Annotated in this window: 18 protein-coding genes; 14 read left to right on the top strand and 4 right to left on the bottom strand. The window is 66.9% G+C overall.

What is annotated here, in order from left to right; genetic code table 11:
- The first annotated feature begins 1 nt into the window (after window position 1).
- Both ABS45_RS04480 and ABS45_RS04475 read left to right on the top strand, forming a co-directional pair.
- On the top strand, window positions 2-979 hold the full coding sequence (locus tag ABS45_RS04480) for a LysR family transcriptional regulator (protein ID WP_291553436.1): 978 nt from the start codon (window positions 2-4) through the stop codon (window positions 977-979).
- Window positions 976-1431: a DUF2214 family protein gene (locus ABS45_RS04475; protein ID WP_291553434.1), complete on the top strand. Its 456-nt coding sequence runs from the start codon at window positions 976-978 to the stop codon at window positions 1429-1431. The genes ABS45_RS04480 and ABS45_RS04475 overlap by 4 nt, the downstream gene beginning before the upstream one ends.
- 20 nt (window positions 1432-1451) lie before the next feature.
- Here the strand turns inward: ABS45_RS04475 and ABS45_RS04470 are convergent, their stop codons facing one another.
- The 3 genes from ABS45_RS04470 to ABS45_RS04460 are packed head-to-tail and all read right to left on the bottom strand — an operon-like array spanning window position 1452 to window position 2361.
- Complete coding sequence (locus ABS45_RS04470; RefSeq protein WP_366246623.1) at window positions 1452-1820, bottom strand: GNAT family N-acetyltransferase; 369 nt, start codon at window positions 1818-1820, stop codon at window positions 1452-1454.
- 18 nt (window positions 1821-1838) lie between these two features.
- Entirely contained in the window at window positions 1839-2024 is a 186-nt protein-coding gene (locus ABS45_RS04465) for a hypothetical protein (protein ID WP_291553432.1), read from the bottom strand.
- 4 nt (window positions 2025-2028) lie between these two features.
- Complete coding sequence (locus ABS45_RS04460) at window positions 2029-2361, bottom strand: PsiF family protein (RefSeq protein WP_291553430.1); 333 nt, start codon at window positions 2359-2361, stop codon at window positions 2029-2031.
- Window positions 2362-2483: 122 nt separating this feature from the next.
- Between ABS45_RS04460 and argS the strand changes: the two genes are divergently transcribed.
- From argS to ABS45_RS04405, 11 genes are all read left to right on the top strand, one after another.
- Window positions 2484-4163: an arginine--tRNA ligase gene (gene argS, locus ABS45_RS04455; RefSeq protein ID WP_291553428.1), complete on the top strand. Its 1680-nt coding sequence runs from the start codon at window positions 2484-2486 to the stop codon at window positions 4161-4163.
- Window positions 4164-4165: 2 nt separating this feature from the next.
- Window positions 4166-4834 (top strand): SPOR domain-containing protein, encoded by a 669-nt coding sequence (locus tag ABS45_RS04450; RefSeq protein ID WP_291553427.1) that lies wholly within the window; start codon window positions 4166-4168, stop codon window positions 4832-4834.
- 60 nt (window positions 4835-4894) lie between these two features.
- On the top strand, window positions 4895-5545 hold the full coding sequence (locus ABS45_RS04445) for a thiol:disulfide interchange protein DsbA/DsbL (protein ID WP_291553426.1): 651 nt from the start codon (window positions 4895-4897) through the stop codon (window positions 5543-5545).
- 127 nt (window positions 5546-5672) lie between these two features.
- Window positions 5673-6311 carry a lipopolysaccharide transport periplasmic protein LptA gene (lptA, locus tag ABS45_RS04440; RefSeq protein ID WP_291553425.1) on the top strand — a complete coding sequence of 213 codons (639 nt, stop codon included), beginning with the start codon at window positions 5673-5675 and terminating at the stop codon, window positions 6309-6311.
- The gene (gene lptB / locus ABS45_RS04435; RefSeq protein WP_291553423.1) at window positions 6308-7078 is read left to right on the top strand and encodes an LPS export ABC transporter ATP-binding protein; all 771 of its coding nucleotides are present in this window, start codon (window positions 6308-6310) and stop codon (window positions 7076-7078) included. Before lptA ends, lptB begins: the two co-directional genes overlap by 4 nt.
- A gap of 4 nt (window positions 7079-7082) precedes the next feature.
- On the top strand, window positions 7083-8624 hold the full coding sequence (gene rpoN / locus ABS45_RS04430; RefSeq protein WP_291553421.1) for an RNA polymerase factor sigma-54: 1542 nt from the start codon (window positions 7083-7085) through the stop codon (window positions 8622-8624).
- Window positions 8625-8639: 15 nt separating this feature from the next.
- Entirely contained in the window at window positions 8640-9092 is a 453-nt protein-coding gene (locus ABS45_RS04425) for a thioesterase family protein (RefSeq protein ID WP_146912503.1), read from the top strand.
- Window positions 9089-10372, top strand: coding sequence for a THUMP domain-containing protein (locus ABS45_RS04420; RefSeq protein WP_291553420.1), 1284 nt, complete (start codon window positions 9089-9091; stop codon window positions 10370-10372). The genes ABS45_RS04425 and ABS45_RS04420 overlap by 4 nt, the downstream gene beginning before the upstream one ends.
- The gene (locus ABS45_RS04415; protein ID WP_291553418.1) at window positions 10369-11118 is read left to right on the top strand and encodes a M15 family metallopeptidase; all 750 of its coding nucleotides are present in this window, start codon (window positions 10369-10371) and stop codon (window positions 11116-11118) included. Before ABS45_RS04420 ends, ABS45_RS04415 begins: the two co-directional genes overlap by 4 nt.
- A 22-nt stretch (window positions 11119-11140) precedes the next feature.
- Complete coding sequence (locus ABS45_RS04410) at window positions 11141-11632, top strand: putative toxin-antitoxin system toxin component, PIN family (protein ID WP_146912500.1); 492 nt, start codon at window positions 11141-11143, stop codon at window positions 11630-11632.
- A gap of 65 nt (window positions 11633-11697) precedes the next feature.
- Window positions 11698-12984 carry a solute carrier family 23 protein gene (locus ABS45_RS04405; protein WP_291553412.1) on the top strand — a complete coding sequence of 429 codons (1287 nt, stop codon included), beginning with the start codon at window positions 11698-11700 and terminating at the stop codon, window positions 12982-12984.
- 9 nt (window positions 12985-12993) lie between these two features.
- On the opposite strand, the gene ABS45_RS04400 is transcribed toward ABS45_RS04405, so the two are convergent.
- The gene (locus tag ABS45_RS04400; RefSeq protein ID WP_291553410.1) at window positions 12994-13707 is read right to left on the bottom strand and encodes a zf-TFIIB domain-containing protein; all 714 of its coding nucleotides are present in this window, start codon (window positions 13705-13707) and stop codon (window positions 12994-12996) included.
- Window positions 13708-13792: 85 nt separating this feature from the next.
- Here ABS45_RS04400 and ABS45_RS04395 point away from each other — a divergent pair, with 85 nt between their 5' ends.
- The gene (locus ABS45_RS04395) at window positions 13793-14215 is read left to right on the top strand and encodes a hotdog fold thioesterase (RefSeq protein ID WP_291553409.1); all 423 of its coding nucleotides are present in this window, start codon (window positions 13793-13795) and stop codon (window positions 14213-14215) included.
- Window positions 14216-14248: the final 33 nt, after the last annotated feature.

Raw genomic sequence — 14248 nt, 5'->3', positions numbered from 1 at the left:
CATGGATAAATTCAAGGCCTACGCCTCCTTTGTTTCGGTCGCCACACGCGGCAGCCTCACGGCGGCGGCGCGGGCCGAAGGCGCGGCCCCGGCCATCATGGGCAGGCGCCTGGATGCGCTGGAAGAGCACCTGGGCGTGAAGCTGCTGGTGCGCACCACGCGGCGCATCACGCTGACGCATGAGGGCACGGCGTTTCTGGAAGATTGCCAGCGCCTGCTCGCCGATGTCGCGCATGCCGAGGCCAGCGTTTCGGCCGGCGGCGTGAAGGCCACGGGGCATTTGCGCATCACCGCGCCGGCGGGCTTCGGCAGGCGCCATGTCGCGCCGCTGGTGCCGGCGTTTCGCGCGCTGCACCCGGAGGTCACGATCTCGCTGAACCTCTCGGATCGCATCATAGACCTGAGCGGCGAAGGCTACGATTGCGGCGTGCGCGTAGGTGACCTGCCCGATTCATCGCTGGTCAGCGTGCGCCTGGCCGACAACCGCCGCCAATGCGTGGCCACGCCCGAGTACCTGGCGCGCCACGGCACGCCCACCGAGCCCGGCGAGCTGGCGCAGCACGAGTGCCTGGCCCTGTCCAGCGATGCCTCGCAGATGCGCGGGTGGCCGTTTTCCATACGCCGCGCGGATGGCAGCCGCGAGACGGTGCACATCAAGCCCAGCGGCCCGCTCGATTGCTCCGACGGGCAGGTACTGCACGACTGGTGTCTGGCGGGTTTCGGCATCGCCTGGCGCTCGACCTGGGAAGTGGAAACCGAGATTGAGCAGGGGCGCTTGGTGGCGGTGCTCGAAGACTTTGCCGCGCCGCCCAACGGCATCTACCTGCTGCTGCCGCAGCGCAAGCACCTGCCGCTGCGGGTGCGGCTGTGGATGGACTTTCTGCGTGCGCGCTATGCCGAGCCAACCTTCTGGGCCAGGGGGGCTTTGCGCCCGGGCAATACTGGCGCCCCCGTTTCTGACAAGGATGCCGCACCGTGATTCTGGAAAGTCTGCTGGCCTGGGCCCACATCATGGCCTTCATCATGCTGGCCACCTTCATGACGGCCGAAACCGCGCTGTGCCGCGCCGACTGGATGAACCCCGCCGTGGTGCGCCGTCTGGTGCGCATGAACGCGCTAAGCCTGCTGTCGGCGCTGATCGTGCTGGCGACGGGTGTGGCGCGTACCTTCTGGGGCATGAAGGGCGCGGGCTGGTACTGGTCGCAACACCTGCTGCACGCCAAGATCGCCCTGCTGGTGGCGATGGCGCTGCTGCTGGTCATGGCAGTGCGGCGCTACCGCAGCTGGCGCCACCGCCTCGATGCCGACGGGGCGCTGCCCGCGGCGGACGAACTCAAGAAAACCCGCCTGCTCGTGATGTGGGCCGCGCACCTGATGGTGGTCGTGGTGCTGCTGGCGGTGTTTCTGGCGCGCGGGGTGTTCACGCGCTGAACCCTGTTCGCAAGGTCGGTTCAGCGCTGGGGCAAGCCATCGACAGGCGGGTTGTTGCACGCTGCTTCGGGTGGTGAATGGCGCATCGCGAATCGGCGAAGCAGCACGCCCGCGCGCATGACCTGCTGCTCCTGAACGACAACAAAGCCCTCGCGCAGGAAAAACGGCAACGCGACGAGACTCGCCTCGGTCGACAGCTCCCTCGCGCCAACGCTGCGCCGCACCTGCTGGTACAAGTGTGTGGCAACACCTTGGCGCGCCAACGCTGGCGCGGTGAAGAGAAATTCAATATGACCCGCGTCATCGAACGCAGTGAATCCGGCGAGCGTACCGTCCACCTGCGCGAGCCAGACATGCAGCCCGGCGAGCTTGTGTTCCCAGCCAGACAGATCGGGCGGCCTGGGTGCTCATGCGCGCAATTGCGCGGCGTTGTAATGCGGCGCGCCCAGCACGTGCACGGCGTCGGTGAACAGTGCCGCCAGCGCTGGCAGATCGCCAGCTTCGCAGACGCGCAGCGTGATGCGCCGCTCCGCAGGCGGGGAGGCCGCGCCACCGGCGTGCGCCGACGCCATGCCGGTGGCGTCTTGGCGCATCGGATCAGGCCGCCTTGCCGCCCAGGCACTCCTTCATGAAGGCCTTGCGTGCATCGCCCTTGAGCGCCTTGGTCTTGGCGTCGGCGTTGCAGGTTTTCATCTTCTCCTGCTGCGTCGCTGCGGCGGCAGGCGCGGCGGGCGCCTTCTTGGCGCTCAGGCATTCCTTCATGAAGGCCTTGCGCTCATCGCCCTTGAGCGCCTTGGTCTTGGCCTCGGCGTTGCAGGTGGTCATTTTCTGCTGCTGCGCCGTCGGAGCCTTGGCGGGCGCATCGGCGGCATGGGCAGCGAGGGAAAGGGCACAGCCGGCGGCAGCCAGCAAGGCGAGCCATTTTTTCATGCGTATCTCCTTGAGCCAGGAATATGAAACGCCCACCGCGCCGCATCGCGCAGCGGGCCACGCAGCATAACGCCGCGCCAGGCGATCGGGTTGTCAGGGCGCCCCGTAAAATCTCCTCTCTTATGCTCAGCGTCAAACAAGAACTGCTCGCGGCGCTGGCCGCCGAACTGGAAAAACTCTCGCCCGGTGCAGGCGCGCGTGCGGCCTTCGAATCGCCCAAGGTGGCCGCGCACGGCGACTGGGCCTGCACGGCGGCGATGCAGCTGGCCAAGGCGCTCAAGACCAACCCGCGTCAGCTCGGTGAACAATTGCAAACCGCGTTGCTTGCGACCAACGCCTGGCAGCGCTGGGTGGAGGCGATCGAGATCGCCGGACCGGGATTTCTGAACATTCGCCTCAAACCTGCCGCCAAGCAGCAGGTGCTGCGCGAGGTGCTGCACAGCCGGGAACGCTTTGGCCACCAGGCCGATCGCGGCGAAAAAATCCTCGTCGAATTCGTCTCGGCCAACCCGACCGGCCCGCTGCATGTGGGCCACGGGCGCCAGGCGGCGCTGGGCGACGCGATTTGCAACCTCTACGCCACGCAGGGCTGGAGCGTGCACCGCGAGTTCTATTACAACGACGCGGGCGTGCAGATCGACACGCTCACCAAGAGTACGCAGCTGCGCGCCCAAGGCGTGAAACCGGGCGATGCCGACTGGCCCGAGGCCGCCTACAACGGTGACTACATCCAGGACATTGCCGACGCCTTCCTCGCCAGAGCCACCGTCACGGCGGACGACCGCGCCTTCACCGCCAATGGCGACGTGCAGGATTACGACAACGTGCGCCAGTTCGCCGTCGCCTACCTGCGCAATGAACAAGACAAGGACTTGCAGGCCTTCAACCTCACGTTCGACGAGTACTACCTGGAATCGAGCCTGTACGCCAACGGCCATGTCGAGGCCACGGTGGCGCGCCTCGTCGCCAATGGCAAGACGTATGAGAAGGACGGCGCGCTCTGGCTCAAGTCCACCGACTACGGTGACGACAAAGACCGCGTGATGCGAAAAAGCGACGGCCACTACACCTACTTCGTGCCCGACGTCGCCTACCACATCCAGAAATTCCAGCGCGGCTACACCAAGGCGGTGAACATCCAGGGCACCGACCACCACGGCACCATCGCGCGTGTGCGCGCCGGGCTGCAAGCCGCCGATGTCGGCATTCCGCAGGGCTACCCGGATTACGTGCTGCACACCATGGTGCGCGTGGTCAAGGGCGGCGAAGAGGTCAAGATCAGCAAGCGCGCGGGCTCCTACGTGACGCTGCGCGACCTGATCGAGTGGACCAGCAAAGACGCGGTGCGCTTCTTCCTCTTGAGCCGCAAGCCCGACACTGAATACACCTTCGACGTCGATCTGGCGATCGCGCAGAACAACGACAACCCGGTGTACTACGTGCAGTATGCGCATGCACGCATCTGCTCGGTGCTGCGCGGCTGGCGCGAGGATTTCGACATCGGCGCGCTCGTGGACGCGGATCTGTCGCCGCTGGATACCCCCGCGGCACAGGCGCTGATGCTGCAGCTGGCCAAATACCCCGACATGCTGGCGTCGGCCGCCAGCAGCAACGCGCCGCACGACGTGACCTTCTACCTGCGCGAGCTCGCCGCCAGTTACCATAGTTACTACGATGCCGAGCGCATTCTGGTGGATGATGAAGCGGTGAAAACTGCACGCGTGGCGCTGGTGGCCGCCACCCGCCAGGTGCTGGAAAACGGCTTGGCGCTGCTCGGCGTCTCGGCCCCTCAACGGATGTGAACATGGCGAAAAAAGGGCAAGGCGGAGGCACGTTTGCAGGCTTGATCCTGGGCGTGGTGATCGGCCTGGGGATTGCGCTGGCAGTCGCCGCTTACGTCAACAAGGTTCCGGTGCCATTCATGAACGGCGGCAGCCGCCTGGCCGATCAGGATGCCAAGGACGCCGAGCGCAACAAGAACTGGAACCCCAACGCCAGCCTGAGCAGCAATGGCAGCATCACGCCGGCACCCACCAGCGCGGCGGCCGCCGCAGCCACCGCCGCCAGTGCACAGCCACCTGCCGTGGCCGGTGAGGCTGGCAGCGCCGCTGCCGTGCCGGTGCCCGCCACCAGCGCCGATCCGCTCGGCGACCTGGCACGCGCCAAGGCACAAGGCGCCAGCACCACCACGGCAGCGGTCGCGCCCGGCGCAGCAGCCACCGCGGCCGCCGCCGGCAGCTACAACTATTTCATCCAGGCCGGTGCCTTTCGCGCGCCCGACGAGGCCGACGCCCAGCGCGCCCAACTGGCCATGCTGGGCTGGGAAGCGCGCGTGAGCGAAGGCCAGCAAAGCGGCCGTGCGGTCTACCGTGTGCGCATCGGCCCGTTTGCGCGCCGCGACGATGCCGAGCAGCTCAAGGGCAAGCTCGACGGCGCCGGCATCGCCTCCATCCTGGTGCGCGTCGGTCAGTGAACCTTTTCGCCGCCAGCCGCGTCAGACCTGTTCTTTCCCCTTCTTCCGGAGCCCCATCGCATGAAACGTCGCGATTTTTCCCTCTCTGTCGGTTCGGCACTGGCCGCGACCACCATGGGCCTGCCGCTGGCGGCACGCGCCAAGGGCGGCAAATTCGAAGAGGGCATCGAATACCTGGAATTGAAGAAACCGGCGATGACCGAAGCACCCAAGGGCCAGGTGGAAGTCATCGAATTTTTCTGGTACAGCTGCCCGCACTGCAATGCGTTCGAGCCCGCACTCTCGCAGTGGATGGCAGCGCTACCCAAGGACGTGTTCTTTCGCCGCATGCCGGTGGCCTTCAATGCCAGCTTCGTGCCGGAGCAAAAGCTCTACTTCGCGCTCGAGAGCATGGACAAGCTCAAGGAGCTGCACGCCAAGGTGTTTCACGCGATCCACGTCGAGCGCCTGTCGTTGAACAAGGACGCCGCGATCTTCGACTGGGTGGTCAAACAGGGGCTGGATGGCGCCAAGTTCAAGGAGGCCTACAACTCCTTCTCCGTAGCCAACAACGTGCGCAAGGCGACACAGCTGCAGGCGGCCTACAACGTCGAGGGCGTGCCATCGATGGGCGTGGCCGGACGCTTTTATACGGACGGCACGCTCGCCGGCAGCATGCAGGTGGTACTGCAGACGGTGGATTTCCTGGTGCAAAAGGAGCGCACGACCTGAGGGTGACCAAGAGCCACTCCAGCCAAAGCGCGCCTCGGGCGCGCTTTTTCATGTTCGCCCCGCTCATGCATCTCCCGCGCAGGCGGTGGCTACAATCAATTGCAAGAACCGTGCCTTGACCCGCACCATGACCCATCGCCACTCCCTGCTGCTGATCGTCACCGTGCTGCTGCTTGCCAGCGGCAGCGCGGCGCATGCGGAAAAAGCCGATCGCGACCAGCCCATGCACGTCGAGGCCGACAGCCTGGTGCGTGACGATGTCAAGCTCACCAGCGTGTTCACCGGCAACGTGGTGATCACCAAAGGCAGCATGGTGCTGCGCGGCGCCAAGGTGCAGGTGCAGGAAGACGGGCAGGGGCACCAGAGCGGCATCGTGACCGCAGCGCCTGGCAAGCGCGCGTACTTCCGCCAAAAACGCGATACCCCCAAGGGCGCACCCGAGGAATTCATCGAGGGCGAGGCCGAAACCATAGACTGGGACGGACGCACCGAGCTCATCAAGCTGCAGCGCCGCGCCGAGCTGCGCCGCCTGCGCGCCGGCGTGCTGAGCGACGACATCAGCGGCGCCGTGATCACCTACAACAACGCCACCGACATCTTCACCGTCGATGGTGCGCCACGCCAGCCGGGCGCCACTGGCGGCACGCGCGTGCGGGCCACGCTGGCACCGAAGGAAAAGCCGGCACCGTCGGCTGCTGCCACCACCGAAACGCCCGCATTGCGCGCCAGCCCGGAGCTTGCGCCCGCGCCGCGCCAGGCGCCATGATCCGCCCGCTGAGCCCTGCAGCAGGTACCAGCCTGCTGTGCGTTGAGCATCTGAGAAAGAGCTATGCCGGGCGCACCGTGGTAGAGGACGTGTCGCTGCAAGTCCCCGAAGGCGGGGTGGTCGGGCTGCTGGGCCCCAATGGCGCCGGCAAGACCACCTCGTTTTACATGATCGTCGGCCTGGTGCGCTGCGATGGCGGCAGCATCACCATCGACGGGCGCGACGTGACGCACATGCCCATCCACAGGCGCTCGCAACTGGGGCTGTCGTACCTGCCGCAGGAAGCATCGATATTTCGCAAGCTCAGCGTGCAGGAGAACGTGCGCGCGGTGCTCGAGCTGCAGCGCGGCGAGAACGGCAAGCCGCTGCCAGGCGCGGAAATCGAGCGGCGCTTGAGCGCACTGCTGCAGGATCTGCATGTGGAGCATCTGCGCGACGCGCGCGCCATGGCGCTTTCGGGCGGCGAGCGCCGGCGCGTGGAGATCGCGCGCGCGCTGGCGACGCAGCCGCGCTTCATCCTGCTCGATGAGCCCTTTGCCGGCATCGATCCGATCGCCGTGATCGAGATCCAACGCATCATCGGCTTCCTCAAGGAGCGCGGCATCGGCGTGCTCATCACCGACCACAACGTGCGCGAGACCCTGGGCATCTGCGACCACGCCTGCATCATCAGCGAAGGCCGGGTGCTGGCGCGCGGCACGCCGTCCGAGATCGTGGACAACGCCGAGGTGCGTCGCGTCTACCTCGGCGAGCATTTCCGGATGTAGGGCAATGGCAAAGGTCGGCCTGTCCCTGGGCGTCTCGCAGCATCTGGCGCTCACGCCGCAGCTGCAGCAGTCCATCCGCCTGCTGCAGCTGTCGACGCTGGAGCTGTCGCAGGAAGTGCAGGACATGCTGGTGGACAACCCCTTCCTGGAGCTCGCCAGCGACGAGCCCGCTGGCGAGGCGCAGTCGCCAGCGGCGCCGGAGCGCAAGCTCGAGCGCAGCGAAATTGCTCCCATATCAGAAGCATTCGACGCAAGTCCGGCAAGCGAAAGAGCCGAAAACAGCACCAAAAGCGACAGCGACTGGGATGGCGACGATGTTGTCGACGCTGCCAGCGGCGACAGCCCCTGGAGCGCCGAGGCGCCCGGCGCCGGCCCCGCGCCGGACACCGACGACGATGCCGTCGGCAACCGGGAGAGCGCGCACGAGACCCTGGCCGATCACCTGCACCGCCAGGCGCTGGCGCTGCGCCTCACGCGCGAGGAGCGGGCCGCGCTGTCCTTCCTGATCGATTCGCTGAACGACGACGGCTACCTGGAGGATTCGCTGCAGTCGCTCGCCGAGGGTCTGGTGGGCAGCGGCGACCTCGAACGCGTGCAGGAAGTGGTCGAGCAGTTCGGCATTGCGCTCAAGCTGCTGCAAAGCCTGGAGCCCACCGGCGTCGGTGCGCGCGATCTGGCCGAATGCCTGCAGTTGCAGGTGCGTGCCCTGGGGCTGAGCGAAGCACAGCCGCCCGCCGTGCTCTGCGCTGCGCAGGTGATCTGCAGGCAGCCGCTGGAATGGCTGGCGCGCCGCGACGTGCGCCGTCTCGCGCAGGCCTGCAACGCCAACGAGGAAGAAACGCGCGCCGCGATGGCGCTGATCGCACGCCTGGAGCCGCGGCCCGGGCGGCGCTTTGCCGAGGTGGAGCGCAACATCATCGTGCCCGATGTCATCGTGCGCCGGCGCCTGCAGGGCGGCGAGCTGCGCCTGGATGTGCAACTCAACCCCGAGGTGATGCCGCGCCTGCGCGTGCACGACGCCTATGCCCAGGCACTGCGCCAGCACCGCAAGGAGGAGGGCCACCCCGAGCTGCAGGCGCGCCTGACCGAGGCGCGCTGGTTCATCAAGAACATCGAGCAGCGCTTTGACACCATCTTGCGCACCGCGCGCGCCATCGTCGAGCAGCAAAAAGCCTTTTTCATCCACGGCGACCTGGCCATGCGCCCGCTGGTGCTGCGCGAGATCGCCGAAGAGCTCGGCATGCACGAATCGACCATTTCGCGCGTGACCAACGGCAAATTCATGGCCACGCCGCAGGGCACCTATGAGCTCAAGTATTTCTTCGGCTCCGGCCTGGGCACGGACGCGGGGGGCAGCGCGTCGAGCACCGCGGTGCGCGCGCTGCTGCGCCAGTTCGTCGCCGCCGAAGACCCGCTCAAGCCGCTGTCGGACAACCAGCTGGCCGAGATGCTCAAGGAACAGGGCATCGCCTGCGCGCGACGCACCGTTGCCAAATACCGCGAGCAGCTCAAGATCGCGCCGGCCAGCCTGCGCAAGCAAATCTGAGTTCACACTTCCCCCATGGCCCGCGTTCTTTTCGACCTCCCCGACCGCTTCTGCTTCGAGACCACACTGCAGGTCTACATCAGCCACGTCAACCAGGGCGGGCACCTCGATAACGCGCAGCTGCTCAGCCTGGTCTCCGAGGCGCGGCTGCGCTTTTTTCAGGCCATGGGCATGACCGAGGCCAACGCGGGCGGCGCGGGCATCGTCGTTGGCGACATGCTGGCGCAGTACAAGTCCGAGGCCTTTCATGGCGAACAGCTCATCGTGCGCATGCGACCCATGGATTTCAACCGCTACGGCTTCGATCTGGTGTTCCAGATGACCGAATCGACCACCGGCCGCGAGGTGGCGCGCGGCAAGACCGGCATCGTCTTTGTTTCGCACGAAACGCGCCGCGCGACGCCCATCCCGCCGCTGGCGCGCGAGCGGCTCGATGCGCTCCTGGCGCACATGGGACGTCAGCCATGAACCGGTTTGAACTCTTTTTGCCCTGCGCCGCCGGTGTCGAGGGTTTCCTGGCCGACGAGGTGCGTGCGATCACCGGCTGCCCTGACGTGCAGGCGCTGCGCGCGGGCGTACGCCTGGCCGCGCCGTGGCGCGCGGTGCTGGAGCTCAACCTGCACAGCCGCCTGGCGCAGCGCGTGCTGGTGCAGCTTGCGCACCGACCGTATCGCGGCGAAGCCGATCTGTACGAACTTGCCAGCAGCGTGCGCTGGGAAGCGTGGTTTACCGCCCGCCAGACCTTCAAGATCGAGGTGACCGCGCACGCGAGCCCCTTGAAGAGCCTGAACTTCGCCGCGCTGCGCGTGAAGGACGCGGTCGCCGACCGCTTTCGCCAGCAGAGCGGCACGCGCCCCGATGTGGACACGCACCGCCCCGACGCGCGCATCCACCTGCACCTGACGCCGGAAACCGCCACGCTCTCCATCGACACCTCGGGCGAGCCGCTCTTCAAGCGCGGCTGGCGCGAGGACAAGGGCGACGCGCCGCTCAAGGAGACCCTGGCCGCCGCGATGATCGCCGCCTGCGGCTGGACGCCAGAAAGCGGCCTGCCGCTGTACGACCCCTGCTGCGGCAGCGGCACCGTCGTCATCGAGGCGGCGCAGATCGCCTGCCGCATCGCGCCGGGCCTGAAGCGCCGCTTCGCCTTCGAGCGCCTGCTGCCGCATGACCGCGCAGCCTGGGATACTCTCAAAAAAGAAGCTATTAGCACAGTACAGACAAGCTCTACACCCATATTTGGCAGTGATATTTCACACCGCATGGTGGACTTCGCCCGGCGCAACGCCGAGCGCGCGGGCGTGGCCGCCGCCGTGCAACTGCGCGGCGGCGACGCGCTGGAACGCCTGCCACCCTGCGAGCTGCCCGGCGTGATGCTGCTCAACCCGCCGTATGGCGAGCGCATCGCCGCCGCCGGCGCCGCCGGGCAAAGCAGCCGCGAGCGCGCGCTGCAAGGCGCCCGCCCCGGGCGCGAAAGCGCGCAAAACAGCGGCGATGAAGACTTTTTCAAGCAGCTCGCCACGCACTGGAAGCGCCATTACGCCGGTTGGCAGGCCTGGATACTCTCGCCCGATCGCGAGCTGCCCTCGGCCATGCGCCTGAAGGCGTCCCGCCGCGTGCCGCTGTTCAACGGGCCGATTGAATGCCGCTTGTTGCGCTTTGACATGGTGGCGGGTAGCGCGCGCGGGCCCAAAGGCCCGGAAACGTCAAGCAAGCCGGACTCACCCGCACCCGTCAGCGCCCCATGAAGCTAGCCGCATCGCGCCCGTGGTCAGGCACTGCCACCCTGGCGGCCGCCGCCGTGCTGGCCAGCCTGCTCACGGCCTGCGCCGCCACCGCGCCCGGTGCGCACAATGAACTCGTGCCGCTCAGCCGGCTTGCCCCCACCGTGGTGCAGGACATGCGCTACTTTGGCGCCAACAACTTCGTCGGCCGTCCCATCGCCGGGTACGAGGCCCCGCAGTGCTGGCTGAGCCAGGCGGCGGCACACTCGCTCGCCCGGGTGCAGCACGACCTCGCCGCGCACGGCCTGGGCCTGAAGGTCTTTGACTGCTACCGCCCGCAGATGGCGGTGGATGATTTCGTGCGCTGGGGCGCGGACCTCGCCGATCAGCGCACCAAGGCCGAGTACTACCCGCGCGTGCCCAAGTCCGAGCTGTTCGCGCGCGGCTACATCGCCGAAAAATCCGGTCACAGCCGCGCCAGCACCGCCGATCTGACGCTCGTCGTGCAAGACGCGACGCGCGCCACCCAAGTCATCGCCGGGCCCGTGGCGTTGGGGCAGGAAGTGGACATGGGCACACCGTTTGATCTTTTTGACGAGCACTCGCACACCGAAGACGCCGAGCAGCCGCCCGCGGTGCGGCGCAACCGCCTGTGGCTGCGCGCGCTGATGCAGTCGCACGGCTGGCGCAATCTGCCCGAGGAGTGGTGGCACTACACGCTGGCCGATGAACCCTGGCCACAGCGCTATTTCACCCGGCCGGTACGCTGACGGCGCTTGCACCCGGACCGCCATGCAGGCTGGCACCCCAACCGCCGGACACGCTGCGCTGGTGATAGACACCAACATCGTGCTGGACCTCTGGGTCTTTGAAGATCCGGCCGCTGCCACCCTGCGCGTGCAGCTGGGCCAAAGTGACATGCCCTGGTATGCCACCCAGGCCATGCGCGATGAGCTGCAGCGCGTGCTGGACTACCCGGCGATCGCCCTATGGCTGGCGCGTGCGCTGCGCAAGCCCCAGGACGTGCTGGCGCAATGGGATGCGCACACCACGCTTGTTGCCGCTGCACTCGAAGCGCCCTGGCGCTGCAAGGATGCGGACGACCAGAAGTTCATCGACCTGGCAGTGCAACAGCGGGCGTTGCTGCTGTCCAAGGACAAGGCGGTGCTGTGCCTGGCCAAGCGCTTGCAAGCCTCTGGCGTGCGCATCGCCCGCACTTTGGATGATGCAACAAGCATAGCTGCCAGCGCCCTGCCACAAAGCGTCAGCGCTGGGTTTCATTAATATTTCACCACACCCAAGACAAACCCTCTACCATCGCGCCACCCTGACAAAGCAAGGAGAAGACGATGGGGTTTTTCAATTGGAGAGCGGTGCCCACCGAGGTGCTGGCGGGCGGCGGCGTGATCGGCCCGGACGAGCGCCTGCCGTGGAAGGAAACCGGCCTGATGGGCATCCAGCACGTGATCGCGATGTTTGGCTCCACCGTGCTCGCGCCCATCCTCATGGGGTTCGACCCGAATCTCGCGGTGTTCATGAGCGGCATCGGCACGCTGATCTTTTTCCTCGTCACCGGCGGCAAGGTGCCGAGCTACCTCGGTTCGTCGTTCGCCTTCATCGGCGTGGTGATCGCCGCCACCGCCTACGCGGGCAAGGGGCTGAACGCCAACATCGGCGTGGCGCTGGGCGGCATCATCGCCTGCGGCGCGGTCTACGTGCTGATCGGCCTCATCGTGCACGCGATCGGCACCGGATGGATCGAGCGCTTCATGCCACCGGTGGTCACCGGCGCGGTGGTCGCGGTGATCGGGCTGAACCTGGCGGGCATCCCGGTCAAGAACATGGCGGCCAACAATTTCGAGAGCTGGATGCAGGCGATGACGTTTCTTTGCGTCGCCGCGGTGGCGGTGTTCACCAGGGGCATGGTGCAGCGCCTGTTGATCGTCGTCGGCCTGCTCATCGCCACCGTGCTCTACGCGCTGCTGACCAACGGCATGGGGCTGGGCAAGCCGTTTGACGTCTCGGGCATCGCCAGCGCGCCCTGGCTCGGGATGCCGCAGTTTCACGCGCCGGTATTCAGTGGCGCGGCGATGGTGCTGATCGTGCCCGTCGTGATCATCCTGGTGGCGGAGAACCTCGGGCACCTGAAAGCGGTGACAGCGATGACCGGCAAGGATCTGGATCCGTATCTGGGCCGCGCCTTCATCGGTGATGGCATCGCGACGATGGTGAGCGGCGCGGGCGGCGGCACGGGCGTCACGACCTACGCCGAGAACATTGGCGTGATGGCGGCCACGCGCATCTATTCCACCGCGGTGTTCCTGATTGCCGCGTTCATCGCGCTGCTGCTGGGCTTCAGCCCCAAGTTCGGCGCGCTGATCCAGGCGATTCCGCTGCCGGTAATGGGGGGCGTGTCCATCGTCGTCTTCGGCCTGATCGCGATCACCGGCGCCAAGATCTGGGTGGACAACAAGGTGGATTTTTCACAGCCGCGCAACCTCATCGTCGCAGCGATTCCGCTGGTGCTGGGCACGGGCGAATTCACGCTCAAGTTCGGCGACTTCGCGCTCGGCGGCATCGGCACCGCGACCTTTGGCGCGATCTTGCTCAACGCGCTGCTGCAGCCCAGAAGGTAGGCGGCCGGTTCAGCGCCGGAACATGCCCCAGAGCAGGTCCAGGCCGGCGCTGAGCAAATCCACGTCGCTGCCCACACTGCTCCATGTCGAGGCTTGCTCGCGCTGTTCGTTCATGCGCTGGCGCTCCAGCGCCACCAGCGCATCGGCCAGCGCATCGGGCGTCTGGCTCTGCGCGGTTCTGAGCGCCTCGGTGCTGTGGCGCTCCAGCGCCTTCTCCACCGCCTTGGCATCCAGCAGCGAAATCGCCGAGTGGCACCAAGGGCAGGCATCCTGCGTGCGGATGTTGATCGGCCCGCCGCAGCCGGTGCAGCGCACGGTATCGACGCGCGCGGCAAGGGCACTGATCTCCTGCGCCGTGAGATGGCGCACAAAACCCTTCTCGACCATGAACGAGCCGAAGGTGGAGAAGCGCCCGTGGCGCTGCGCGCAGCGCCAGGTGACGTAGCGCCCGCCCTGCGCCACGTCAAAGCCGCGCGCCAGCTCGCGCGTGCAGCGCGTGCAGCGCAGGCGCGGGGCAAGCGGGTGGCTCGCGTCGCCACGGTGCTCATGCAGCAGCTCGAACAGCTCGTTGACCGCCTGCGGCGCCAGGCGCGTATTCTCGTGCGGATCGAACCACAGGCCCTGGCAGGCAAAGCACAGGTCCAGCTCGATGAAACCGCTTTCGCGCGCGGCGAACTGGCGGCTGTGCATGGGCTGGCGGCACGAGGGGCAAGCGAGCGACATGGCCGGATGATACGCAGGGGTGACAGCGCGGGCGCGCACTGCTGCCTAAGATGTCGGCATCACCCAACGACTCAGCCATCGCGCCATGCCCGCCATCTGGAAAAAGCCCATCTCGCTCGAAGAAATCACCCGCGTGCACGTGGGCACCACCGTCGCCCACCTGGGAATTGAAATGCTGGAAATCGGCGACGACTTCCTGCGCGCGCGCGTGCCGGTGGATGCGCGCACGCGCCAGCCCTTCGGCCTGCTGCATGGCGGCGTGAGCGTGGTGCTGGCCGAAACCCTGGGCTCCACCGGCGCCTACTACAGCAGCCCCGAAGGCCACCGCGCCGTGGGCCTGGATATCAACGCCAACCACCTGCGCGCCACCACCAGCGGCTGGGTCACGGCCACCGCGCGGCCGGTGCACATCGGCCGCACGACGCAGGTCTGGCAGATCGACATGGTGAACGACGCGGGGCAGGCCACCTGCACCTCACGCATCACGATGGCGGTGCTGGCTTCATAGTCGAATATGAGTACAGCGCTAGATAGGCAAGCG

The sequence above is a fragment of the Comamonas sp. SCN 65-56 genome, from assembly GCF_001724135.1.
GTDB lineage: Bacteria > Pseudomonadota > Gammaproteobacteria > Burkholderiales > Burkholderiaceae_C > Comamonas_C.
The sequence above is the reverse complement of the archived record's forward strand: the minus strand, read 5'-3'. Positions and strand labels throughout refer to the sequence as shown.